19 protein-coding genes and 1 pseudogene are annotated in these 24,488 nt (G+C 71.4%); 14 read left to right on the forward strand and 6 right to left on the reverse strand.

Features of this window, described 5'->3' with window-relative positions:
- Positions 1 to 6 precede the first annotated feature (6 nt).
- A complete protein-coding gene (locus ABD143_RS35875; RefSeq protein WP_343987529.1) occupies positions 7 to 2,169 on the reverse strand; it encodes an AAA family ATPase in 2,163 nt (720 codons plus the stop codon).
- Between the two features lie 208 nt (positions 2,170 to 2,377).
- On the opposite strand from ABD143_RS35875, the gene ABD143_RS35880 reads away from it, so the two are divergent.
- Both ABD143_RS35880 and ABD143_RS35885 read left to right on the forward strand, forming a co-directional pair.
- Complete coding sequence (locus ABD143_RS35880) at positions 2,378 to 2,824, forward strand: hypothetical protein (RefSeq protein ID WP_343987531.1); 447 nt, start codon at positions 2,378 to 2,380, stop codon at positions 2,822 to 2,824.
- 111 nt (positions 2,825 to 2,935) lie between these two features.
- On the forward strand, positions 2,936 to 3,550 hold the full coding sequence (locus ABD143_RS35885; protein WP_343987534.1) for a DedA family protein: 615 nt from the start codon (positions 2,936 to 2,938) through the stop codon (positions 3,548 to 3,550).
- A gap of 33 nt (positions 3,551 to 3,583) precedes the next feature.
- On the opposite strand, the gene ABD143_RS35890 is transcribed toward ABD143_RS35885, so the two are convergent.
- Genes ABD143_RS35890 through gltB form a run of 3 tightly spaced genes read right to left on the reverse strand, consistent with a single transcriptional unit; the run spans position 3,584 to position 9,724 of the window.
- Entirely contained in the window at positions 3,584 to 5,038 is a 1,455-nt protein-coding gene (locus ABD143_RS35890) for a glutamate synthase subunit beta (RefSeq protein ID WP_343987537.1), read from the reverse strand.
- On the reverse strand, positions 5,031 to 5,174 hold the full coding sequence (locus ABD143_RS35895) for a hypothetical protein (protein ID WP_343987541.1): 144 nt from the start codon (positions 5,172 to 5,174) through the stop codon (positions 5,031 to 5,033). Before ABD143_RS35895 ends, ABD143_RS35890 begins: the two co-directional genes overlap by 8 nt.
- A complete protein-coding gene (gene gltB / locus ABD143_RS35900; protein ID WP_379659773.1) occupies positions 5,171 to 9,724 on the reverse strand; it encodes a glutamate synthase large subunit in 4,554 nt (1,517 codons plus the stop codon). The genes ABD143_RS35895 and gltB overlap by 4 nt, the downstream gene beginning before the upstream one ends.
- A gap of 496 nt (positions 9,725 to 10,220) precedes the next feature.
- On the opposite strand from gltB, the gene ABD143_RS35905 reads away from it, so the two are divergent.
- Positions 10,221 to 10,940, forward strand: a complete 720-nt coding sequence (locus ABD143_RS35905) for a (2Fe-2S)-binding protein (protein WP_343987545.1) — start codon at positions 10,221 to 10,223, stop codon at positions 10,938 to 10,940.
- Positions 10,941 to 11,082: 142 nt separating this feature from the next.
- On the opposite strand, the gene ABD143_RS35910 is transcribed toward ABD143_RS35905, so the two are convergent.
- The gene (locus ABD143_RS35910) at positions 11,083 to 11,634 is read right to left on the reverse strand and encodes an RNA polymerase sigma factor (protein WP_343987547.1); all 552 of its coding nucleotides are present in this window, start codon (positions 11,632 to 11,634) and stop codon (positions 11,083 to 11,085) included.
- 337 nt (positions 11,635 to 11,971) lie between these two features.
- Between ABD143_RS35910 and tig the strand changes: the two genes are divergently transcribed.
- The 7 genes from tig to ABD143_RS35945 all read left to right on the forward strand — a co-directional run bounded on the left by tig (position 11,972) and on the right by ABD143_RS35945 (position 18,356).
- Positions 11,972 to 13,444, forward strand: coding sequence for a trigger factor (tig, locus tag ABD143_RS35915; RefSeq protein WP_343987550.1), 1,473 nt, complete (start codon positions 11,972 to 11,974; stop codon positions 13,442 to 13,444).
- Positions 13,445 to 13,620: 176 nt separating this feature from the next.
- Entirely contained in the window at positions 13,621 to 14,238 is a 618-nt protein-coding gene (locus ABD143_RS35920) for an ATP-dependent Clp protease proteolytic subunit (RefSeq protein WP_379659775.1), read from the forward strand.
- Positions 14,235 to 14,861 (forward strand): ATP-dependent Clp protease proteolytic subunit, encoded by a 627-nt coding sequence (locus tag ABD143_RS35925; RefSeq protein WP_343987556.1) that lies wholly within the window; start codon positions 14,235 to 14,237, stop codon positions 14,859 to 14,861. Before ABD143_RS35920 ends, ABD143_RS35925 begins: the two co-directional genes overlap by 4 nt.
- Before the next feature lie 173 nt (positions 14,862 to 15,034).
- Positions 15,035 to 16,321 carry an ATP-dependent Clp protease ATP-binding subunit ClpX gene (gene clpX / locus ABD143_RS35930; protein ID WP_343987559.1) on the forward strand — a complete coding sequence of 429 codons (1,287 nt, stop codon included), beginning with the start codon at positions 15,035 to 15,037 and terminating at the stop codon, positions 16,319 to 16,321.
- A gap of 199 nt (positions 16,322 to 16,520) precedes the next feature.
- Positions 16,521 to 17,903 carry an L-lactate MFS transporter gene (locus ABD143_RS35935; protein WP_343987562.1) on the forward strand — a complete coding sequence of 461 codons (1,383 nt, stop codon included), beginning with the start codon at positions 16,521 to 16,523 and terminating at the stop codon, positions 17,901 to 17,903.
- Positions 17,900 to 18,046, forward strand: a complete 147-nt coding sequence (locus tag ABD143_RS35940; RefSeq protein WP_343987565.1) for an MFS transporter small subunit — start codon at positions 17,900 to 17,902, stop codon at positions 18,044 to 18,046. The genes ABD143_RS35935 and ABD143_RS35940 overlap by 4 nt, the downstream gene beginning before the upstream one ends.
- A gap of 37 nt (positions 18,047 to 18,083) precedes the next feature.
- The gene (locus tag ABD143_RS35945; protein ID WP_343987568.1) at positions 18,084 to 18,356 is read left to right on the forward strand and encodes a DUF6457 domain-containing protein; all 273 of its coding nucleotides are present in this window, start codon (positions 18,084 to 18,086) and stop codon (positions 18,354 to 18,356) included.
- A 10-nt stretch (positions 18,357 to 18,366) separates the two neighbouring features.
- On the opposite strand, the gene ABD143_RS35950 is transcribed toward ABD143_RS35945, so the two are convergent.
- A complete protein-coding gene (locus ABD143_RS35950; protein WP_343987571.1) occupies positions 18,367 to 18,795 on the reverse strand; it encodes a PPOX class F420-dependent oxidoreductase in 429 nt (142 codons plus the stop codon).
- Between the two features lie 94 nt (positions 18,796 to 18,889).
- Between ABD143_RS35950 and ABD143_RS35955 the strand changes: the two genes are divergently transcribed.
- The 4 genes and pseudogenes from ABD143_RS35955 (at position 18,890) to ABD143_RS35970 (ending at position 24,349) form a co-directional block, all read left to right on the forward strand.
- Positions 18,890 to 20,089, forward strand: coding sequence for a Cmx/CmrA family chloramphenicol efflux MFS transporter (locus ABD143_RS35955; protein WP_343987574.1), 1,200 nt, complete (start codon positions 18,890 to 18,892; stop codon positions 20,087 to 20,089).
- A 235-nt stretch (positions 20,090 to 20,324) separates the two neighbouring features.
- A pseudogene (locus ABD143_RS35960) lies at positions 20,325 to 20,645 on the forward strand (alkaline phosphatase D family protein); the annotation flags it as partial.
- 166 nt (positions 20,646 to 20,811) lie between these two features.
- Positions 20,812 to 21,576, forward strand: a complete 765-nt coding sequence (locus ABD143_RS35965) for a hypothetical protein (protein ID WP_343987577.1) — start codon at positions 20,812 to 20,814, stop codon at positions 21,574 to 21,576.
- Between the two features lie 127 nt (positions 21,577 to 21,703).
- Positions 21,704 to 24,349: a valine--tRNA ligase gene (locus ABD143_RS35970; protein WP_343987580.1), complete on the forward strand. Its 2,646-nt coding sequence runs from the start codon at positions 21,704 to 21,706 to the stop codon at positions 24,347 to 24,349.
- Positions 24,350 to 24,488 lie beyond the last annotated feature (139 nt).

Below are 24,488 nucleotides of genomic sequence, written 5' to 3' on the forward strand. Positions count from 1 at the left end.
GCGCGGTCAGATCTCCAGGCCCGCCGGCAGCGGGCCGCTGTGCAGCACGCCCAGGCGCTGCGTCGCTCTCGTCAGCGCGACGTAAAGATCGCCAGGCCCGGTCGTCACCATCGCCGCCGGCTCGACGACCAGAACGGTGTCGAACTCGAGACCCTTCACCTCCCGTGGCGAGAGCACCGTGGCACCCTCCACCGGCGGCAGCGGCACCCCCGTGACAACCGCGACGGAGCCGCCGTTCCTCGCCTCGGCGTGCACGGCCTCAGCGACGGCGGCGGCGAGCTCATCCGGGCCCACCTTCCGCGCCCAGGGCCGCACCCCGGTCGAGCGCACCGGCTCGGGCGCCTGGTGGCCGGGGTCGTGCGCGGCGAGAACGGCGGCGGCCACCGCCATGATCTCGGCGGGTGTGCGGTAGCAGACCGACAGCAGCCGGTGGGTCCAACGGCCCGGAGCGTACCGCTCGACGGCTGCTGCCCAGGAGCGCGAGCCCGCGGCCGAGCGCCGCTGCGCGAGGTCGCCGACCACCGTGAAGGAGCGCGTCGGGCAGCGGCGCACCAGCACCCGCCAGTCCATCTCCGACAGCTCCTGCGCCTCATCGACGACCACGTGCCCGTAGATCCACTCGCGGTCCGCGGCGGCGCGCTCCGCGACGGTGCGGTCGTCGCGTTCCGCGTGCCGCTCCACCAGCGCCTCGGCGTCGAGGACGTCGGTTGCGCGCAGGAGGGCGTCGTCGTGCTCGTCGGGGTCGGTGGGGTCGCCGTCGAGAATCTGCAGCACGCCCTCGGCGTACTCGGCGGCGTCCGCGGTGCGCCGGCCCCGGACCGGGAGCTGACCCAGCAGCTCCGCGGCCTCGTCGAGCATCGGCACGTCGGACACGGTCCAGGCCGCCCCGTCCGCCCGCAGCAGCGCCGCCCGGTCGGCCGGAGGCAGCACCGCGCCTGCCGCGTCGAGCCGTTCGGACGAGCCGAAGAGCTCCTCGAGCAGCCGTTGTTGGGTGAGCTCTGGCCACAGCGCGTCGACGGCGGCGCGCAGCGCCGGGCTCGCCCGCAGCTCCGCGTGGGCGTCCGCGCGCAGCTCGGCCGCCAGGTCCGGCGTGTCGCGCGGCGCCAGCCAGCCCGCGCCGATGCGGTCGACGGCCTGTTCGGTGAGCGCGTCCACCACGCCCTCGACGAAGACGGGGCGCGCCTGGTTGTGCGGCTTGCCGGTCGCGCGGGCCCCTTCGCGGGCGGCGGCCGCGATGTCCGCGGTCAACTCGACGGTGACGTCGTCGAGCGGCACCGCGATCGGGGCGTCCGCGGGCGGCACCGCCTGCCGGTCACGCACCGCGGCGGCGAGAACGTCGACCATCACGAGGGAGCCTTTCACCCGCGCCGTGCACGGGTTGTCCTCGACCGTGGTGGCGAGTCCGGGGAGCAGCGCTCCTGGCGTCGCGAACACGACGTCGGTCTCGCCGAGCGAGGGCAGCACCGCCGAGATGTGCTCGAGGAACCTCGGATGTGGGCCGACAACGAGCACGCCGCGTCGGGCGAGCTGCGGGTGCGTGTAGAGCAGGTAGGCCACGCGGTGCAGTGCCACTGCGGTCTTGCCGGTACCCGGGCCACCCTCGATCACGACAATTCCTGTGCTGCCGAGCCGGATCACCTCGTCCTGCTCGGCCTGGATCGTCGCGACGATGTCCCGCATGGAACCGGTGCGGGGTGCGTCCAGCGCCGTGAACAGGGCGGCATCGGAGCCGACGCCGTCCGCGCCCGCGTCCAGCACGTCGTCGTGGGCGGCGACGACCTGGCGCCGGCGCGTTACGTAGTGCCGCCTGCGGACCAACCCCTCCGGACGCGCCGCCGTTGCACAGTAGAAAGGACGGGCCGCCGGTGCCCGCCAATCGACGAGCAGCGGTTCGTACTCCTCGTCGAGCAGCCCGAGCCGCCCGACGAATGTGCGTGTCCCGTCGGCCGCGTCGAGCCGTCCGAAGCACAGCCCGTCGGTCCCGCCGCGCAGCCGGGCCAGCCGCGTGACCAGCGATCGCACTGCGGCCTCGCGCAGCGACATCTCGCCGGGCGAGCTGCCCGTCGCCCGCTGCGCCGCCACCAGCCCGGCCTCGTTGGCGGCTCGCTCAGCGTCGAGCCGTTCGTACAGTTTCTCGATGTAGCGGCGATCCTCAGCCAAGCTCGACAATTGCTGGAACCTCCTGGTAGAATGGTTACAGAATCGCGTTAGCCGAATTCTCGGCAATTGCAACCCTCCTGTTTACCAGAGGATTCCGAGGACTGTCGACAAGGGCTTTCGACGGGGGTTGTCCCCCGTCCGATCCGGAGGACTGCCCACCTGTCCCTGCGGAGCCCGGCGCGAACACTCGGCGGCATCGTCCACCGAGGAGGCCGCCATGAGCGCCGCACCTGTCCCGGTCAGCCCATCTGTCGCACCGCCGCCCGTCCACGCCTCGGTGCGGCTCTGGCTCGCAGCCATCGCCGCCGGAGCGGTGGAGGCGCTGGTGTGGCTCCTGCTGCCCGAGCCGCCCACCCTCGCGCAGCTCGGCGTCCGCTTCGCGATCTACACCGGTCTCACCGTGCTGGTGCTGGCCCTCTACACCGGCCGCAACGCCGTGCGGTGGGCCGTGGCGGCCCTGCTGGGCGGGATCGGCACCCTGTCGCTCGTCGTGGAACCGGTGTCGTGGCTCGCGGCAGGCGGCGACCCCGTCGCGTTCCTGACGGCGGCCGACGGCCCGACCCTGGTCGTGAGCGCGCTGCGCGTGCTGCACATCGCGGCGGTGCTGACGGCCCTGACCCTGATGTTCCGGCCGGAGTCCGCGCGGTTCTTCCGTCGCCGCTGAGAGGGTGGGGACAGCCCCCACTCGGATCGGGGTGCCTGCCGGGCAGAGCACGGGCCGCGTAACGGCCAGGCTGGTGCCGAGCGAGAACTGCAATGGACCCAGGGGGCCCTCATGGACGTCGTGCTGCTGCTACACAGCGGCTGGCTCCTGCCGTTGCTCGCCCTGCTCGTGACGCTCGACGGGCCGTTCCCCGTGGTCCCCAGCGAGCCGCTGCTGATGACCGCGTCGGCCGTCGCCATCGGGTCGAACGACGTGCCCATGGCCTTCGGCCTGCTCGCCGCAGCCCTGGTCGGATCCATCGTCGGCGACCACCTGCTGTTCGCGCTCGGGCGCACCTCACGGCGGGTGGCGGTGCCCGGTGACGGCGGGATCGCGCGGTGGGTGCGGCGCAATGTCGTGGGCCGGCCCGCGGTGACGATCGTCGGCGCGCGGTTCGTGCCCGGCGGACGGCTGGTCAGCACCACGGCGGCCGGGCGCTACGGTCTCGGGCTGCGCCGGTTCGTGCCCTGCTCGCTCGTGAGCTCCGCGCTGTGGGCCTGCTACATGATGTCCGTCGGGCTGCTGCTCGGCCCGCTGACCGGCGGTGACCCCTTGCGCGGGCTGGTGGCCGGGATGGTGATGGGCGGGCTGTCGGCAGGCGCGTTCGCGCTGGTGACCCGGCTGCGCGCGCGCCGGCGGGCCAAGGCCGAGCGCCGCGAGAGCCGCCCTCTCGTGCAGGTCGGGTAGCTCTCGCGGCGGTCAGCCCAGCGCGCTCCTGGCCTAGGTGAGCGGGCGGTCCGTCGGGTTGATCGGGCGCGGGAGGACGTCCCGGCCGGTCAGGTAGGCGTCCACACCGGCGGCTGCGGCGCGGCCCTCCGCGATCGCCCACACGATCAGCGACTGGCCGCGGCCCATGTCGCCTGCGGAGAAGACGCCGTCGACGTTGGTCATGAAGCTGCCGTCGCGGGCGACGTTGCCGCGCTCGTCCAGCTCGACGCCCAGGTCGGCGAGGAGCTTGCCCTTCTCGGGGCCGACGAAGCCCATGGCGAGCAGCACGAGCTGGGCTGGGAGCTCCTGCTCGGTGCCCTCCACCGGCACGAAGCGCCCGCTCTCATCTCGCCGGACCTCGACCAGGCGCAGCGCCGCGAGCTTGCCGTCGGAGTCGGCCACGAACTCGGTGGTGTTGACCGAGAACAGCCGCTCGCCGCCCTCCTCGTGGGCCGAGGACACGCGGTAGACCATCGGGTAGGTCGGCCACGGCATGCCCTCGGTGCGCTTCTCCGGGGGCGTCGGCATGATCTCCAGCTGCGTGATGGACGCGGCGCCCTGGCGGTGGGCGGTGCCGAGGCAGTCGGCGCCGGTGTCGCCGCCGCCGATGATCACCACGTGCTTGCCCTCAGCGGTGATCGGCGGGGAGTCGATGTCGCCCTGCTGCACGTGGTTGGCCCACGGCAGGTACTCCATCGCCTGGTACACGCCCTCGACCTCGCGGCCCGGCACCGGGATGTCCCGCCAAGCGGTGGCCCCGCCCGCGAGCACCACCGCGTCGAACTCGGCGCGCAGCTGCTCGACGGTGATGTCGGTGCCGACGTCGACGGACGCGCGGAAGTGCGTGCCCTCGTCGCGCATCTGCTTGAGGCGCCGGTCCAGCCGGTGCTTCTCCATCTTGAACTCGGGGATGCCGTAGCGCAGCAGGCCGCCGATGCGGTCGGCGCGCTCGTAGACCACGACGTCGTGCCCGACGCGCGTGAGCTGCTGGGCGGCCGCGAGGCCCGCGGGGCCCGAGCCGACCACGGCGACCTTCTTGCCCGTCTTCGTGATGGACGGCTGCGCGGTGACCCAGCCCTCCTGCCACGCGTGGTCGATGATCTGCAGCTCGATCTGCTTGATCGTCACGGCGTCGCTGTTGATCGCCAGGACGCACGCCGCCTCGCACGGGGCCGGGCACAGGGTGCCGGTGAACTCCGGGAAGTTGTTCGTGGCGTGCAGCCGCTCGATCCCCTCCCGCCAGTCCTCCCGGTAGACGAGGTTGTTCCACTCCGGGATGAGGTTGCCCAGCGGGCAGCCCTGGTGGCAGAACGGGATGCCGCAGTCCATGCACCGGCTGGCCTGGCGCTCCAGGTGGTGGTCCGGGAACTCCTGGTAGACCTCGCGCCAGTCCATCAGGCGCAGGTCGACGGGACGGCGGGTGGGGGTCTCCCGAGGGACCTTGAGGAATCCCTTGGGGTCAGCCATGTGCGGCCTCCCCAAGAATCGTCCCAAGAATCGTCATTGTGGCTTCGTTCACGTTGCCGCTCATCGCAACCTCGCTGCGCTCGGCCTGCGCTTCGCGAAGGCGCTGAGACATTGATTCGCTCGCAAGTTCGCTCATCCGTGTGCCGCTTCCATGATGGCTTCGTTCACATCGCGGCCGTCGCGCTCGGCCGCCGCGCGGGCCTGCAGGACCCGCTTGTAGTCCTTGGGCATGACCTTGCCGAACCGGTCGACGGCCGTGTCCCAGTCGGTGAGCAGCGCGAGCGCGACCGCCGAGCCGGTCTCGGCGTGGTGGCGCTCGACCGAGTCACGCAGGAACACGCGGTCGTCGTCGTCGAGCGGGTCGATGTCGACCATCTCGCCGTTGACGCGCCCGCGCAGTCGCCGGTCCTGGACGAGATCGAGGACGTAGGCGACGCCGCCCGACATGCCGGCCGCGAAGTTGCGCCCGACGCCGCCGAGCACGACCACCCGGCCGCCGGTCATGTACTCACAGCCGTGGTCGCCGACACCCTCGACGACGGCCAGCGCGCCCGAGTTGCGCACGCAGAACCGCTCGCCGACGACCCCGCGGATGAACATCTCGCCCGACGTGGCCCCGTAGCCGATGACGTTGCCGGCGATGACGTTCTCCTCGGCGGTGAACGGCGCCGCCGGGTCGGGCCGCAGCGTCAGCCGCCCGCCGGAGAGGCCCTTGCCGAAGTAGTCGTTCGTGTCGCCGACCAGCCGCAGCGTGATGCCCCTCGGCACGAACGCGCCGAAGCTCTGCCCGGCCGAGCCGCTGAGCGTGACGTCGATGGTGTCGTCGGGTAGGCCCTCGCCGCCCCAGCGCCGCGTGAGCTCGTAGCCCAGCATCGTGCCGACGGTGCGGTTGACGTTGCGCACCGGCAGTTCCAGCTTGACCTTGTCCCCGGAGGACAGCGCGCCCTCCGAGAGCTGGATCAGCGTGTTGTCCAGCGCCTTCTCCAGCCCGTGGTCCTGCGCCTTGACCTGGTGGCGCACGGCGCCGGGCGGGAGATCGGGCATGTGGAAGATCGGGCGCAGGTCCAGACCCAGGGTCTTCCAGTGCCGTACGGCGTCGTCGGTGTCGAGCGCCTCCGCGTGCCCGACGGCCTCGGCCACCGTGCGGAAGCCCAGCTGCGCCAGGTACTCGCGCACCTCCTGGGCGATGAACCGCATGAAGTTGACGACGTACTCGGGGCGCCCGTCGAACCGCTTGCGCAGCTCGGGGTTCTGCGTGGCGACGCCGACCGGACAGGTGTCGAGGTGGCAGACCCGCATCATGATGCAGCCCGACACCACGAGCGGCGCCGTGGCGAAGCCGAACTCCTCGGCGCCCAGCAGCGCCGCGATGACGACGTCCCGGCCGGTCTTGAGCTGCCCGTCGGTCTGCACGACGATCCGGTCGCGCAGCCCGTTGGCCAACAGCGTCTGCTGCGTCTCGGCCAGCCCGAGCTCCCACGGGGCACCGGCGTGCTTGATCGAGGACAGCGGCGAGGCGCCCGTGCCGCCGTCGTGGCCGGAGATGAGCACGACGTCGGAGTAGGCCTTCGCCACACCCGCCGCGACCGTGCCGACGCCGACCTGGCTCACCAGCTTCACGTGCACGCGGGCAAGCGGGTTGGCGTTCTTGAGGTCGTGGATGAGCTGCTTGATGTCCTCGATCGAGTAGATGTCGTGGTGCGGTGGCGGCGAGATGAGCCCGACGCCCGGCGTGGAGTACCGCGTCTTCGCGATCCACGGGTAGACCTTGCTGCCCGGCAGCTGCCCGCCCTCGCCCGGCTTGGCGCCCTGTGCGATCTTGATCTGCAGGTCGCTCGCGTTGACGAGGTACTCGCTGGTGACGCCGAACCGCCCGGACGCCACCTGCTTCACGGCGCTGCGCCGCGAGTCGCCGTTGGCGTCGGGGGTGAACCGCTCCGAATCCTCGCCGCCCTCGCCCGTGTTGGACCGGCCGCCGAGCCGGTTCATGGCGATGGCCAGCGTCTCGTGCATCTCCTGGGAGATGGACCCGTAGGAGATGGCGCCGGTGCCGAACCGCTTGACGATCTCCTCGACCGGCTCGACCTCCTCGATCGGCACCGGCGGGCGGACGCCCTCCTTGAACCGGAAGAGCCCGCGCAGGGTCATCAGCCGGTTCGCCTGGTCGTCGACGGACCTCGTGTACTCCTTGAAGACCTCGTAGCGGCCCTGGCGCGTGGAGTGCTGCAGCTTGAACACCGTCTGCGGGTTGAACAGGTGCAACTCGCCCTCGCGCCGCCACTGGTACTCACCGCCCACGGTGAGCGACCGGTGGTTGGCGCGCACCTCGTCGGCGGGGAAGGCCAGGCGGTGCTGGCGCAGCACCTCCTCGGCGAGCACGTCGAAACCGACGCCGCCGAGGCGCGAGGTGGTGCCTGTGAAGCAGGAGTCGATGACCTCGTGGCCGAGCCCGATCGCCTCGAAGATCTGCGCGCCCGTGTACGACGCCACGGTGGACACGCCGATCTTGGACATCGTCTTGCGCACGCCCTTGCCGAGCGCCTTGACCAGGTTCTTCGCCGCGGTGGCCGGGTCGATGCCGGGAATGTCGCCCCGCTCGGCGAGGTCCTCGACGGTGGCCATCGCCAGGAACGGGTTGACCGCCGCCGCGCCGTAGCCGATGAGCAGCGCGACGTGGTGCACTTCGCGGGCGTCGCCGGACTCGACGACCAGCCCCACCCGGGTACGGCTGCGTTCCCGCACCAGGTGGTGGTGCACGGCCCCGGTGAGCAGCAGCGACGGGATCGGCGCGAGGTCCTTGTCGAGCCCTCGGTTGGACAGCACGATCAGCCGCGCGCCGTCCTCGATGGCCCGCGACACCTCGGCCTTGATCTCCTCCAGCCGCGCGATGAGCCCCTCCCCGCCGTCGGCGGCGCGGAACAGCCCGCGGACGGTGTGCGAGGCGAAGCCGGGGAACTCCCCGTCGTCGTTGATGTGCACGATCCGCGCGAGGTCGTCGTTGCCGAGCACCGGGAACGGCAGCGCGATCGTGCGGCAGTTGGCCGGGCCGGCGCCGAGCAGGTTCTGCTCGGGGCCTAGCAGCGACCCGAGCGAGGTGACCAGCTCCTCGCGGATCGCGTCCAGCGGCGGGTTCGTGACCTGCGCGAACAGCTGGGTGAAGTAGTCGTAGAGCTGGCGCGGCCGCTGCGAGAACGGGGCGAGCGGGGCGTCGTTACCCATCGAGCCGATCGGCTCGGCGCCGGTGCACGCCATCGGCTTCAGCAGGACGTTGAGCTCTTCCTCGGTGTAGCCGAACGACTGCTGCCGGTAGGTCAGCGCCGCGTGCGTCGGCACCTCCCGCTCGCGCTTCGCCAGGTCCTCCAGCCGGATCAGGCCGGCGTGCAGCCAGTCGGCATACGGGTGCTCTGCCGCCAGCGCGCCCTTGATCTCGGCGTCGTCGACGATGCGACCGGCCTCGGTGTCGACCAGGAACATGCGGCCGGGCTCGAGCCGGCCCTTCTTGACGACCGCGGACGGCTCGACGTCGAGCACGCCGACCTCGCTGGCCAGCACGACGGTGCCGTCCTCGGTGACCCAGTAGCGGGCCGGGCGCAGCCCGTTACGGTCGAGCACCGCGCCGATCTGCGTGCCGTCGGTGAAGGTGACGAGCGCAGGCCCGTCCCACGGCTCCATGAGGGTGGAGTGGAACTCGTAGAAGGCCCGGCGCGCCGGGTCCATCTCGTCGTGGTTCTCCCACGCCTCCGGGATCATCATCAGCACCGAGTGCGCCATGCTGCGCCCGCCCAGGTGCAGCAGTTCGAGCACCTCGTCGAAGGTGGCCGAGTCGCTCGCGTCCGGCGTGACGATGGGGGAGAGGCGGGTAAGGTCGCCCGGGATGACGTCCGACTCCAGAAGGGCCTCGCGCGCGGCCATCCAGTTGCGGTTGCCACGCAGCGTGTTGATCTCGCCGTTGTGCGCCACGTAGCGGTACGGGTGCGCGAGCGGCCACGCCGGGAACGTGTTGGTCGAGAACCGGGAGTGCACGACGGCCAGCGCGCTCGTCACGCGCTCGTCGGCGAGGTCCGGGTAGAACGCCTCGACCTGCGGCTCGGCGAGCATCCCCTTGTAGACGATGGTGCGGGGCGACAGGCTGGGGAAGTACGTGCCGGTGCTGTGCTCGGCGCGCTTGCGCAGGCAGAAGGTGCGGCGCTCCAGCTCGACGCCGGTCTCGCCGGCGAGGCCGGCCACGAACAGCTGGCGGAAACCCGGCATGGCGGCGCGGGCCGAGGGGCCGATGCCGGCGGCGTCGGGGTCGACGGGCAGCTCGCGCCAGCCGATGACCCGCAGGCCCTCCTCGGCGGCGAGCCGGTCGATCTCCGCGACGTCCGCTTCCGCCTTCTCCGCGTCGAGCGGGAGGAAGGCCGTGCCCACGGCGTACGCGCCTGCAGCGGGCAGCTCGAAGTCGACGACTGCGCGGAAGAACTCGTCCGGGACCTGGATCAGGATGCCCGCGCCGTCGCCGGTGTTCGCCTCGCTACCGCGAGCACCGCGATGCTCCATTCGGAGCAGCGCTGTGAGCGCCTTACGGACTATTCCGTGATCGCGGCGACCGGCGAGATCGGCGACGAATGCGACGCCGCACGCGTCATGCTCGAACTCAGGGGCGTAGAGCCCCGCCGAGGTACCCGCTGTGTTCGCAGCCAAGATGCCTCCAGTCGTCTCGGTGCACCCCGATATCGGCCATCGGGACGACGTGATCGTTTGGGACGAAGTATCAGGCCGATGCGCGGGCGCCGCTGGTTGTGGCTGACGGACGCACGCAGCGCATCTCCGTACGCCTGGGCTGCGCCGCGCGTCCTGGAGTGGTGCTCTCCGGACGCCGGCACGACTACCGGACGCCGTTGTGGGGCGTCGGCTGGCTGTTCGCACGGTTAACGAGCGCGCACGCGTCAGCGGGTGCGGTATCGCAAGGACAATGTCGCACGTCGGAGCGGCGATTCGCCAGGCGGAGTTGTAGTGACGATCTCAACCGTTCCGTGCACGGCGCTCCGGGCGGCTGGGACGGTAATGTGTACGGCCCGTTTCGTCCGGATGTCGCCTCCCGCGGGTTCGGGGCGGTCGGAGGGCGTCAGAAATGATCATGAGAAGCGCCCAGAGCGAGGACCGGGATCGTCGCGGAGAGCGGCCCAGGGAGACTGGTGGGGTGGACGTGCGCGCCGTGCTGGCCGACGTGGCAGGGCTCGGGCCGTTCTTCGCGGTCGGCACCGACCCGGCAGAGGTGGCCGACCCCACGTGGCGCCCGCTGCGCGACCTCTGGGCGGATCCGCAACCACTTCGCGACCGCATCGCCCAGGTTCGCCGCGCGCTCGGCGGCGAGGGCGCTGTGGACGACCGGGTGGCCGCGTCCATCGCGTTCCAGGGGCTGGCTGCCGGGCTGCTCTCGGCGCCGTTCGCCGCCGCGGTGCTGCACGACGTGGTGCCCGCGCTGACCCCGGACGCCCTGCACTGGCGGCCGGCCGCGAGCGGGCCGCTGCGGCTCTGGTGCGCGGAGCCCGCCGTCCTGCCCGCGACCGAGCTGGCCTCGACGGTGCTCGACGGGCACCTCGTACCGCTGGTAGCGGCCGTGCATGCGCAGGTGGCGGTGTCGGAGCGGGTGCTGTGGGGCAACGCGGCGTCCGCGCTCGCCGGGGCGAAGCGGGTGCTGGGCACGGCGCGCCCGGAGGCCGCGGCGCCCGCGGCGAAGGTGGCGGAGCGGCTGCTCGCCACGGGGCCGCTCGCGGGTACGGGGGAGCTGCTCGCCCCGTCCGCCCCGGACGTGGCGTGGACCTTCCGAAGGCGCAGCTGCTGCCTCTACTACCGGGTGCCCGCCGGCGGGCTGTGCGGCGACTGCGTACTGCAGGGCCGGCCTGGCCGCAGCCGCTGACCGACGGCTGTCCCGCGACCGGCGGGGCGTGGTCGACGCCTATCAAAACGTGTGGAGACTGGGATCGCACTGGAACCAGGGGAGACGGTGGCCGAGGCCTCCGGCCTCGACGGGGCGGAGGCCGCCGAGCTGGGCGCGGGGCTCACCGCCACGGTCGCATCACCACCGCCAGCTGCACCCGGGCGCGGTGGATGCGGCCGCGCACCGCGTCCTCGCTCGCCCCGGTGATCTGGACGATGTCGGCGTACCCGAGGCCCTCCAGCTCCCGCAGCGCCCAGCAGATCCGCAGGTCCGGGCGCAACCCGGCGACGGCCCGCCCGAGCGCGGCCAGCCCGGCGTCGAGCTCGGCCGCTCGCTCGGGGGAGTCCGGCGCGGGTGTCTCTGCTGGCTCCTCGACGGGCACGGGTGTGCGGCGGCGGAGCATGCCGGCGCACCGGTTGACGACGATGCGGTACATCCAGGTGGCGAACGCCGAGTCGCCGCGGAACGACCGGATGCGCCGCCACGCGTCGAACATCGCTTCCTGGAGGGCGTCCTCGGCCTCGGTCGGGTCGCCCAGCACCCGCGCCGCGAGCCGGTACAGCGCAGCACGGTGGCGGCCGGCGAGCAGCTCGAACGACCGGACGTCGCCCTCCTGGGCGCGCACCAGGAGCGTCGGCTCGTCGAGCGGCTGCTCGACCATCGACCCCGTCACCGAACTCCGCTCGGGAGACTTCCGCGCCCAGAGCGCATTTGACGCCCGCCACCGTAGCCGGGCGACTACGCTTCGCCCATGATCCCCCCCGACGACCAGGCCGGGCCGATCGCGGTGGACGTCATGTGATCGGGCGTCGAGTTCTCCGCGTCAGAGTTCTCCGACGTCGGCGCCCCGGAGCCCGCCGAGGTGGCCGGACGGCGCGTACCTCGCCCGGTCACCTAGACTCGCGAGGACGACCGGCCGGGCGCCCTCCGGCGCCGTGGCCGGGCATGCTTGCGGGCTCCACGTCGTTGCGGCCCGCACCGCCGTTCCCAGTACCGAGGAGTACCCCACCGTGAAGAGCACCGTCGAGCGGCTGAGCCCGACGCGGGTCCGGATCAACGTCGAGGTGCCGTTCGACGAGCTGAAGCCGGACTTCGACCGCGCGTACAAGAAGATCGCGCAGCAGGTCCGGGTTCCCGGCTTCCGCCCGGGCAAGGTCCCCGCGCGCATCATCGAGGCCCGGCTGGGTCGTGGCGTGGTGCTGGAGGAGGTCGTCAACGGGGCCGTCCCGGCCAAGTACAGCGAGGTCGTGACCGCCTCCGACGACGTCTCGCCGATCGGGCGCCCGGAAATCGAGGTCACCGAGATCGCGGACGGCGACAAGCTCGCGTTCACCGCCGAGGTCGATGTCCGCCCGGAGCTCACGCTGCCCGACCTGGACTCGCTGGCCGTCTCCGTCGACGACGTCGACGTGAGCGACGACGACGTCGACGAGCAGCTGGAGAGCCTCCGCGCTCGCTTCGGCACGCTTACCGGCGTCGAGCGCCCGGCCGCGAAAGACGACTTCGTCCTCATCGACCTGTCGGCCGCCGTCGACGGCAAGCCCGTCGAGGAGGCCACCACCACCGGGTTCTCGTACCAGGTGGGGCAGGGCGGGCTGATCGAGGGCATCGACGAGGCCATCGAGGGCCTGTCCGACGGCGAGTCGGCCACCTTCACCTCCAAGCTGGTCGCGGGCGAGTTCGCCGACCAGGACGCCGAGGTCACGGTCACGGTCACCGCCGTCAAGGAGCGCCAGCTTCCCGACGCCGACGACGAGTTCGCGCAGCTCGCCAGCGAGTTCGACACCCTGGACGAGCTCACGGCCGACCTGCGCGAGCGGCTCGGCCGCGTGCGGCGCATGGAGCAGGTCACGCAGGCCCGCGACAAGGTGCTCGACGCGCTGGTCGACGGCACCGAGGTGCCGCTGCCGGAGAGCGTGGTGCAGGCCGAGGTCGACTCCGCCCTCCACGACGCCGTGCACCCGTTCGAGCACGACGAGAGCAAGTTCGAGGAGTTCCTGGGCGCCCAGGGCCGCACCCGCGAGCAGTTCGACGCCGACACCAAGGAGGCGGCGGAGCGGTCCGTGCGCACCCGGCTCGTGCTCGACGCGCTGGCCGACGCCGAGCAGGTCTCGGTGAACGATCAGGAGCTCACCGAGCGCATCGTCTTCCAGGCGCAGCAGTACCAGATGCCGCCGGAGGAGTTCGTGCGGCGCATTCAGGAAGCGGGCCAGCTCGGCGCCATCTACTCCGACGTGCGGCGCAGCAAGGCCCTCATCGCCGCCGTCCGGGCCGCCACCGTCACCGACGCGTCCGGCGCGCCGGTCGACATGTCCGACCTGCTCGGCGAGGACGACGAGCCCGAGCCGCAGGTGCTCGAGGTGCCCGCTCCCGAGGACACGGCTGCGGACACGGCTGCGGATACGGCTGCGGATACGGCTGCCGAGGAGAGCCCGGCGGCAGCCGAGAAGCAGGCGGACGAGAAGGCTCGCGCCGACTCCTGAGCCGTCGCCGGGGCCCGCGCCACGCCCACAGCGAACAACCAGGCCTTACGCGGCGTTCGCGGCGTCCGTCCGCGTAGGGTCGAATCTGAACAAGACGCGAGCTGACCAGCAGAAGGCAGGGTGAAGTGACGACCCAGGACACCGGTTCGCGTGTGGCGGACCGATTCGGCGCAGCGATGCGGCGAGGCGCCGGACCGACATCGATGACGCTGTCCGACTCGGTGTACGAGCGGCTGCTCCAGCAGCGGATCATCGTGCTCGGCCAGCAGGTCGACGACGACATCGCCAACCGGATCGCCGCGCAGATGCTCCTGCTGTCGGCAGAGGACCCGGCGGCGGACATCTCGCTCTACATCAACTCGCCCGGTGGCTCGGTCACCGCCGGCATGGCCATCTTCGACACGATGGAGTTCATCGAGTGCGACGTGGCCACCTACGCGATGGGGCTGGCTGCCTCGATGGGGCAGTTCCTGCTCTCGGCGGGCACGCCCGGCAAGCGGTACGCGCTGCCGCACTGCCAGATCCTGATGCACCAGCCGTCGGCGGGCGTCGGGGGCACGGAGTCGGACATCGCCATCCAGGCGGAGCTGTTCAAGCGCCACAAGCGTGAGATGGCGGAGCTGATCGCCGGGCACACCGGCCAGCCGGTCGAGAAGATCACCGCGGACTTCGACCGCGACCGCTGGTTCTCCGCGCAGGAGGCGCTGGAGTACGGCTTCGTCGACCACGTGATCTCCCGCGCCGGGCAGCTTCCGGACGCGGTCAGCGAGAACGGGAACGGGAGCAGCAGGTGAGCAACTTCCAGATGCCGCAGTCGCGGTACGTGCTGCCGTCCTTCGTCGAGCGCACGAGCTACGGGGTCAAGGAGTCCAACCCGTACAACAAGCTCTTCGAGGAGCGCATCATCTTCCTCGGGGTGCAGATCGACGACGCGTCGGCCAACGACGTCATGGCGCAGCTGCTGTGCCTGGAGTCGGCGGACCCGGACCGCGAGATCAGCATGTACATCAACTCGCCCGGCGGGTCGTTCACGTCCCTGATGGCGATCTACGACACGATGCAGTTCATCCGCCCCGACATCCAGACGGTCTGCCTCGGGCAGGCCGCGTCGGCGGCCGCCGTGCTGCTGGCGGCCGGTACGCCGGGCCGTCGCCTCGCGGTGCAGAACGCGCGCATCCTGATCCACCAGCCGGCCACCGAGGGCTTCTACGGCCAGGTGTCCGACCTGGAGATCCAGGCGGCCGAGATCACCCGCATGCGGCGGCTGCTCGAGGCCACGCTGGCCAAGCACAGCGGCCGCACGCCGGAGCAGGTGCACGAGGACATCGAGCGGGACCGGATTCTCACGGCCGATGAGGCCAAGGAGTACGGGATCGTCGACGAGATCATCCAGAGCCGCAAGCTCTCCGCAGTCTGACCGGGGGTGCCGGGGCCAGCACAGGCCCCGGCATCGACCGCCGGCCGACCCGTTGATGAATCTCCGGTGAGCTGATGCTGCCCGGAGGCGGGTCGGGCGGGTACCGTCACGAGAACGCTCCTACCGGGCCCGCCGGACGGGGTAGCGCAGAAAAGGATTTGGGGTCTGCACTCATGGCACGCATCGGCGACGGCGGTGACCTGCTCAAGTGCTCGTTCTGCGGGAAGAGCCAGAAACAGGTCAAGAAACTGATCGCCGGGCCTGGCGTCTACATCTGCGACGAGTGCATCGATCTCTGCAACGAGATCATCGAGGAAGAGCTGGCGGAGGCCGGTGAGGTCAAGCTCGACGAGCTGCCCAAGCCCGCCGAGATCCACGACTTCCTCGACCAGTACGTCGTCGGACAGAGCCAGACGAAGCGCACCTTGTCAGTGGCTGTCTACAACCACTACAAGCGCATCCAGGCAGGTGAGCGCCGCGGTAGCGGCAACGACGGCAACGACGGCATCGAGATCGCCAAGTCGAACATCCTCATGCTGGGACCCACCGGCTGCGGCAAGACCTACCTCGCGCAGACGCTCGCGAAGCTGCTGAACGTGCCGTTCGCGATCGCGGACGCCACGGCGCTCACCGAGGCGGGCTACGTCGGCGAGGACGTCGAGAACATTCTGCTGAAGCTGATCCAGGCTGCAGACTACGACGTCAAGCGGGCCGAGACCGGCATCATCTACATCGACGAGGTCGACAAGATCGCCCGCAAGTCGGAGAACCCGTCGATCACACGGGACGTCTCCGGCGAGGGTGTGCAGCAGGCGCTGCTGAAGATCCTGGAGGGCACCACCGCGAGCGTGCCGCCGCAGGGTGGCCGCAAGCACCCCCACCAGGAGTTCATCCAGATCGACACCACCAACGTGCTGTTCATCGTGGCGGGCGCCTTCGCCGGTCTCGAGAAGATCATCGGTGACCGGGTGGGGCGGCGCGGGCTGGGCTTCGGGGCGGAGATCCGCTCGAAGAACGACCTGGAGTCGGCGGAGAGCTTCTCCGACACCTTGCCCGAGGACCTCATCAAGTTCGGCCTGATCCCAGAGTTCATCGGCCGCCTACCGATCGTGGCCTCGGTGACGTCGCTGGACAAGGACGCCCTCGTCAAGATCCTCACGGAGCCGCGCAACGCGCTGGTGAAGCAGTACCGCAAGCTGTTCGAGATGGACGGCGTGGAGCTGGAGTTCACCGACGACGCGCTGGAGGCCGTGGCCGACCAGGCCATCCTCCGTGGCACCGGCGCCCGCGGCCTGCGGGCGATCATGGAGGAGGTGCTGCTGCCTGTGATGTACGACATCCCGAGCCGCGACGACGTGGCGAAGGTGGTCGTCACCGAGCAGACGGTCCGCAGCAACGTGAACCCCACGATCGTGCCGCGCACCCCGGCCCGCCGGGAGCGCCGCGAACGCTCTGCCTGAGGTTCTCCGCCACCGGAACGCCGGTCCGCACACGCGGACCGGCGTTCCGTTTTTGGTGGGATGGGCAGCCGATGACCGGCGGTCGACCGTTCGTCAGCCGTCGGACGATTGCATAGTTCGTCGGAAGTGCGACGGTTGCAGATGCATCCATCGCGACCTAGGTTCACGCGGACTTTGTCGTTACGCCTGAGGAGCAGCCATGGCAGCCGGGTTCCTGCAACGCGAGCGCATCATCGCGCCGCCTGGCTGGAGCAGGTGGTTGATCCCACCGGCCGCGCTGTCGATCCACCTGGCGATCGGGCAGGCGTACGCGTGGAGCGTGTTCAAAGCGCCGTTGGAGAAGGGTCTCGGCATCTCCGGCGTCGAGAGCGCACTGCCCTTCACCCTCGGCATCATCATGCTGGGCATCTCGGCGGCGGTGTTCGGCACGAGGGTGGACGCGAACGGCCCGCGCTGGGCGATGTTCGTGTCGTCGTGCTGCTTCGTTTCCGGCTTCCTGATCTCCGCGCTCGGGCTCTGGCTGGGGCAGTACTGGCTCGTGGTCGTCGGCTACGGGTTCGTGGGCGGGATCGGGCTCGGCATCGGCTACATCTCGCCGGTGTCCACCCTGATCAAGTGGTTCCCCGACCGCCCGGGTCTCGCCACGGGCATCGCGATCATGGGCTTCGGTGGTGGCGCACTGATCGCGTCGCCGCTCACGTCGCAGTTGCTCGCGGCGTTCGGCGGGACGGGCGACAGCCCCGACGTCCACGGAATCGCGCAGACGTTCCTCGTCATGGGGTTGATCTACGCGGTCTTCATGTCCGTGGGCTGGCTGCTCATCCGCGTGCCGGCGGAGGGCTGGCGGCCGGCCGGGTGGGACCCGTCGATGGGCCGGCAGAGCGCGATGATCACCCGCAGCCATGTCTCGGCGCGCAACGCGATCAAGACGCCGCAGTTCTGGCTGCTCTGGGTGGTGCTCTGCTTCAACGTGACGGCGGGTATCGGCATCCTCGAGCGTGCCAACCCGATCTTCATCGACTTCTTCCGCAACAGCACGCCTGCGGAGGTGCTCGCGGCGGCGGCCGTCGGCTTCGTGTCGATCCTGTCGCTCGCGAACTCGCTCGGCCGGCTCCTCTGGTCGTCGGTGTCGGACTACCTCGGCCGCAAGAACATGTACCGGATCTACCTCGGTGTGGGCGCGCTGCTGTACCTGACGCTGACGCTGACGACCAACTCCAACCGCGTCGTGTTCCTGCTGTGCTCGATCCTCATCCTGTCCTTCTACGGGGCGGGCTTCGCGACGGTGCCGGCCTACCTGCGCGACCTCTTCGGCACCTACCAGGTGGGCGCCATCCACGGACGGCTGCTCACCGCGTGGTCGACCGCGGGTGTGCTGGGTCCGCTGATCGTCAACGCGGTCGCCGACGCGCAGATCGCGGCGGGCGTGCAGGGGCCCGGCCGCTACACCCCCGCGTTCATGGTCATGATCGTGCTGCTGGTGATCGGCTTCATCAGCAACGAGCTGATCCGTCCGGTGAACGAGAAGTACCACGAGCCGGCCGCGGCCGAGGCGGGCGCCAAGACGGGAGTGCAGGCATGAGCACCGAGACCGCGACCACCGACGTCGAACAGTGGGGGCCGCAGCAATGGGCTCTGGCCGTCGTCGCCTGGCTGTGGGTGCTGGTGCCCTTCGGCTACGGGCTCTACCAGCTCATCATCAAGATCCCGGCGCTGTTCGGCTGATCACGCCCGCTGCACCCGGGACGGGTAGGGTCGGCCCGTGAGTGGAAGCAGCGATGCACAGGCCCTGTCCGAGTGGGTCACCGCGGTGGCGCGGGAACTGGGCCTGGAAGACGCGCTGGCCGGCGGCGGCACCACGGACATGGTGCTCGACCTGACCTCCGACGTGGCCCACGGCGTGAGCCGCCCCGGCGCCCCGGTCACGGCCTTCCTCGTAGGGCTGGCAGCCGGCCGCGCCGCCGACCCGGCGGTGGCGGCCCGCGACTACGCGCAGAAGATCAGCGCCCTGGCCGACGGCTGGGGCAGCGCCTGACGCCGCCGGCTCAGCCGGACACGTCCAGGTTGGCCAGCACCTTGGTGGCGCGCAGCCGCACCACCAGCTCACCGGGCACGCCGTTGCGCTTGCCGAACTCCTCGGCCCGGTCCTCGCCCATGTAGCGGGCGCCGATGGCGGTGGCCGTGCGGATCAGCTCGTCGGGGTCCTCCGAGACCGTCGCGACGCCCTGCACCTGGACGTAGGCGTACGGCGGCTCGTCGAGGTCGACGCAGAGCACCAGACGGGGATCCCGGGCGACCGCCCGGCCCTTCGCCGTGGTCTTGCCGGTGTTGAACACGAGCTCGGGGGCGTCGTCGGGGCCCTCGATCACGAACCACACCGGGGCCACGAGCGGGCGTCCGTCGGCGGCGACGAACCCGAGCTTGCCGGTGCGGGTGCCGGCGGTGAGGAAGTCACGGACAGCGGAGTCAAGCATGACTCCACCGTAGGCGGGGTGACGGCCGGCTCCGGCGGAATGCCGCCGCAACATCGGGCGGTTGAGCCGTCTGTCGTCGACGAGGGGAAACACCGTGCCGGTCGCCACCGCAGCGCAGCCCGCGACCGCCCGCATCCCACGGGTCGTCCCGGTGCTCGCGCTGAGCATATTCGCGCTCGGCACCAGCGAGTTCATGATCGCCGGGCTGCTGCCGGAGCTGGCCCGCGACCTGCGCGTCGGCATCCCGGAGGCGGGCTACCTGATCTCCGCGTTCGCCGTCGGGATGATCATCGGCGCGCCCACGATGGCGGTGCTGACGCTCCGGCTCCCACGCCGCACGACGCTCCTCGCGGCGCTCGCCGTGTTCATCGTCGGGCACGTGGTGGGCGCGCTGGCGCAGGACTACGCGGTGCTCGTGGTGGCGCGGGTCGTCACGGCGGTGGCGACGGGAGCGTTCTGGGCGGTCGCCGCCGTCGTCACGGTGACGGTGGTGGGGCCGCAGATGCGGGCGATGGCGCTGTCGGTGCTGCTCGGCGGCCTGACGGTGGCGAACGTGGCTGGGGTGCCGCTGGGCACGCTGCTCGGGCAGGAGTACGGCTGGCGCTCGGCGTTCTGGGCCGTCGCCGGGCTTGCCGCCCTCGGCGCAGTCGGGGTGCTCGTGAGCGTGCCGGAACGCACGGCGGACACGCCCGTCCCGCGCCTGGCTGCCGAGCTCGCAGTCTTCCGCCGGGGCCGGCTGTGGCTCGCGTTCGGCACGATCGCGCTCTACCAGTCGGCGATGATCGGGGCGTTCAGCTACATCGCGCCGCTGCTCACCGAGGTCACGGGGCTGGACGGGAGCTGGGTGCCGGGAGTGCTGCTCGGCTTCGGCATCGGGAGCCTCGTCGGGGTCGTCGTGGGCGGCAGGCTGGCCGACCCGTACCCGTGGCCGACGCTCTTCTGCGGGCTCGCCGCGGCGGGCACGCTGCTCGGGCTGGTCGCGCTCTTCGCGCGGGTCCCGGTGGTGGTCGTTGGTCTGGTGGTGCTCCTCGGCGCCGTCGCGTTCATCGCAGGCGCGCCCCTCAACGCCCGCGTGTTCGCGCTCGCCGGCGCGGCCCCGACGCTCGCCAGCGCCACCAACACCTCGGCGTTCAACGTCGGCAACTCGCTCGGCCCCGCCCTCGGTGGCCTCGCGATCGCGGGCGGCTACGGCTTCACCGCGCCCGCATGGCTCGGTGTGCTGCTCGCCGCCGGGGCGATCGTCGTCGGCCTGGTGTCGTGGCGGCTCGACCGGGCCGAGGGCCTCGCCAGCTGATCGAGAGTTCATCGATCCGTCGCCTGCGCGGTCCGGTGCTCATTCACCTGATCGGGTTACACCTTGCGCATGCTCTCCCCCCATCGTGCCGTCGACCGGCGCACCGTGCTCCGCTCCACCGCCATCGGCGGGCTCGTCGCCGCGATCCCCCTGGGTACGGCCACGTCCGCGATCGCAGCCCCAGCCGTCGTCCCCTCCGGACGTCCCGTGCTGACCCACGGCGTGCAGTCCGGTGCTGACCGCCGACGTGCACTACACCGCGGCGCACCACTACTCGCCCGACCGCGCGGCCTTCACCGAGTTCGACCCGTTCTGGGAGTTCGTGTCCGGCCCGCTGCACGCCAGGGCGTTCGGGCCGAACCCGCTTGACCCGACGTTCGGGCCGGAGGCCGTGTTCGTCCAGGCTCCACCCGCCGCGAACACCTCCCCGCTCGACGGGTTCCAGCACTTCGGCGAGGTGGAGGTGGCACCCGGCGGCGGCGAGCTGCGGGTGGCACTGTGCGGCCACACCGGGGGCGAGCTCTGGTCGACGACGCTGCAGCCCCAGAGTCGCTGAAGGACCCGCTGAAGGACCAGAGCCGCTGAAGGACCAGGGTCGCTGAACGTCAGCGGAGTGGCCTTGCTGACACTCAACGTCAGCGGGGCCACCCCGCTGGACGTCGGTCGCCTCCGCTCGGCAGGCGACATGGCGAGACGGCCCGGCCGCGGGGGAGGATTGCGACATGCGGACGGTGTTCGGGGTGGTGCGGCAGATCCAGTCGCTCGTCGGGCGCCTGCCGATCGTGGGCGGGTCCGAGGCGGCGAGCGGGGCGCAGGTTCGGCCGCTGGCGGCGGGCCGGCGTCCACTGCTCGGTGACGGCCTCGGCGAGCAGCGCCGGGGCGGCGCGCGGCTCGACCAGGTGGACGGCACCACCTGCGGGAGCGCGGTCCTGATCGCGCTGACGGCGTGGGCCGACCCGGCCGAGACGCTGCGCCTCGACGGCGAGCAGCGCGGCGGGAGCGCGGCGGGATCCGGCGGGGCAGGCACCGCCGTCACGTCCGGGGCGCGAGCGGGCGTGGCCGCCGGGTTCGGCGCCCGTTACAACGCGCGGCAGCGGGAGGTGCACCGCGAGTCCACGCGGTTCTGGCCGCAGGCGCTGGGCACCACGCCGTGGGGGATGGTGCGCTGGCTGCGCCGGAACGCCCCGGCGGCCGGGCCGTACCGCGTGCGTTTCGTCGACGACGTCTCCGCGGCCGACCTCGAACCCGCGCTGGACGCCGCCCGTGCCGCGCTCACCGCGGGCCGGCCGGTGCCGATGCTCGTCGGGCAGCCGCTGGCGCCGCGGCACTACGTGATGGCGCTCGGCGTGCTCGACGACGGGCAGTGGCGCGTCTACGAGCCGACGAGCGGCCACGTCAAGGCGCTGGACCTGCGGCTGGTGCGCGAGCGCCGCCTCGCCCGCGTGCTGGGCTTCGACCGGCTGCACGCGCTGTTCCTGCCCATCTGAGCCGCCCGGACGTCAGGAAGGTGACACTCCAGACGTTCAACGTCAGGAGTGTCGCCTTCCAAACCCTGAGACAGGAGCCGCAGCGGGGCCCGGCAGGCCAGCCGTTTCCGGTCCGTAAACTGGAGCGGTGACCGACACCCTCCCACCGCGCACTGCCGACCTGCCCGCCCAGTGGAACCCGGGCGAGGTAGAGGGCGTGCTCTACGAGCGGTGGGTGGAGCGCGGGTACTTCGAGGCCGACCCGGAGTCGGGCAAGCCGCCGTTCTGCATCGTCATCCCGCCGCCCAACGTCACCGGCAGCCTGCACCTCGGGCACGCCATGGACCACACGCTGATCGACATCCTGACCCGGCGCCGCCGGATGCAGGGTTACGACGCGCTGTGGCTGCCCGGCATGGACCACGCCGGCATCGCCACCCAGAACGTCGTGGAGCGCCGGCTCGCCGCGGCCGGGAAGTCCCGCCACGACCTGGGCCGTGAGGAGTTCGTCGACAAGGTCTGGGAGTGGAAAGCCGAGTCCGGCGGGTCGATCCTCGGTCAGATGCGCCGCCTCGGCGACGGCGTCGACTGGACGCGCGAGCGCTTCACGCTGGACGAGGGCCTCTCGCGCGCGGTCCAGACGATGTTCAAGCGCTTCTTCGACGACGGCCTCGTCTACCGGGCCGAGCGGATCATCAACTGGTGCCCGCGGTGCCACACGGCGCTCTCGGACATCGAGGTCGACCACCACGACGACGAGGGCGAGCTCGTCTCCATCCGCTACGGGGACGGCGAGGACGCCGTCGTCGTCGCCACCACCCGCGTGGAGACGATGCTCGGCGACACGGGCGTGGCCGTGCACCCCGACGACGAGCGCTACGCGCACCTCGTCGGGCGGGAGATCGAGCTGCCGATCGTCGGGCGCAAGATCCCGGTGGTCGCCGACGAGCACGTCGACCCGACGTTCGGTACCGGCGCGGTGAAGGTGACCCCGGCGCACGACCCCAACGACTTCGAGATCGGCCGCCGGCACGACCTGGCGATGCCCTCGATCATGGACGAGGGCGCCGTTATCTCCGGCACGGGCACCCGCTTCGACGGGATGGACCGGTTCTCCGCGCGCGAGGCCGTGCGCGAGGAGCTGCGCGCGCAGGGCCGGATCGTGGCCGAGAAGCGCCCGTACGTCCACGCCGTCGGCCACTGTTCGCGGTGCGACACGGTGGTGGAGCCGCGGCTGTCGCTGCAGTGGTTCGTCAAGGTCGAGCCGCTGGCGAAGGCAGCGGGCGACGCCGTGCGCGACGGCCGCACCACGATTCACCCGAAGGAGCTGGAGAAGCGCTTCTTCGACTGGGTCGACAACATGCACGACTGGACGATCAGCCGGCAGCTGTGGTGGGGCCACCGCATCCCGGTGTGGTACGGGCCGGACGGCGAGGTCGTGTGCGTCGGCCCCGACGAGCAGCCGCCGTCAGGCCCGGGCTGGCACCAGGACGAGGACGTCCTCGACACCTGGTTCTCCTCGGGCCAGTGGCCGATCTCCACGCTCGGCTGGCCGGACCAGACGGCCGACCTCGACCGCTACTACCCGACGTCCGTGCTGGTCACCGGCTACGACATCCTGTTCTTCTGGGTCGTTCGGATGATGATGTTCGGGCTGTACGCGATGGACGGGAAGCCGCCGTTCGAGCACGTGTTCCTGCACGGGCTGATCCGCGACCAGCACGGCAAGAAGATGTCGAAGTCCAAGGGCAACACGATCGACCCGCTGGAGCTCATCGACACCTATGGCGCCGACGCGCTGCGCTTCACGATCGCGCGCGGGGCGAACCCGGGCGCGGACATGGCGCTGTCGGAGGAGTGGGTCGCCGGCTCGCGCAACTTCGGCACGAAGCTGTGGAACGCCACGCGGCTCGCGCTCACCAACGGCGCCTCCGCCGACCTGCCGCTGCCCGCCGAGTACGAGCGCACCGACGCCGACCGGTGGATCCTGGGCCGGCTCGCCGAGGTCACCGAGGAGACCGACGCGCTGCTGGAGGACTTCCAGTTCGCCAAGGCCACCGAGGGCCTCTACCACTTCACGTGGGACGAGCTGTGCGACTGGTACCTGGAGCTGGCCAAGGTCCAGCTCCGCGACGAGAGCACCGCCGACGGCACCCGCGCGGTGCTCGGGCACGTCCTCGACGCCCTGCTGCGGCTACTGCACCCGATCAGCCCGTTCGTGACCGAGGCGTTGTGGACGGCGCTGACCGGCCGTGAGTCGGTGGTGGTCGCGCCGTGGCCCACCGGATCCGGCGCCCCGGTCGACAGCGCCGCCAACGTGCGGCTCGCCGATGTGCAGAAGCTGGTCACCGAGGTCCGCCGGTTCCGCACGGAGCAGGGCCTGCCGGACAGCCGCCGTGTCGCCGCCCGCGTCGAGGGCCTTGCGGGCGTGGGGCTCGGCGAGCCAGGGCCGGGCGGGGCCGCCGCCGCGCTGCGCTCGTTGGCCCGCCTCGACGACCCGGGCGACGGCTTCGCGCCCACCGCCACGCTGGACGTCCTGCTGGCGGGCGGCCCGGTCCACGTCGAGATCGACACCTCCGGCGCCATCGACGTCGCGGCGGAGCGGGCCCGGCTGGGCCGCGACCTCGCCGCGGCGCAGAAGGAGCTGGACCAGGCTGACAAGAAGCTGGCCAACCCGAAGTTCGTGGAGAAGGCGCCCGCCGACGTCGTGACGGGCATCCGAGCCCGCCGCGAGGCAGCGGTGGCGGAGATCGCCCGGGTGACCGGACGGCTGGCCGCGCTGCCGGAGGCCTGAGCAGCGCCGCACAGGCTCTGCACACACATACGCGTCCACATTGGGTGCGGGTGGGTCGTGAGGTTCGCACCAGGGCAGTTTGATCTTGCCCCGGGCGCGCTGGTGTTCATCTCACGGGTGTGCGGTGCGTATCTGTGTG

It is taken from the genome of Pseudonocardia aurantiaca, from assembly GCF_039526725.1.
In the GTDB taxonomy this organism is placed as follows: Bacteria; Actinomycetota; Actinomycetes; order Mycobacteriales; family Pseudonocardiaceae; genus Pseudonocardia; species Pseudonocardia aurantiaca.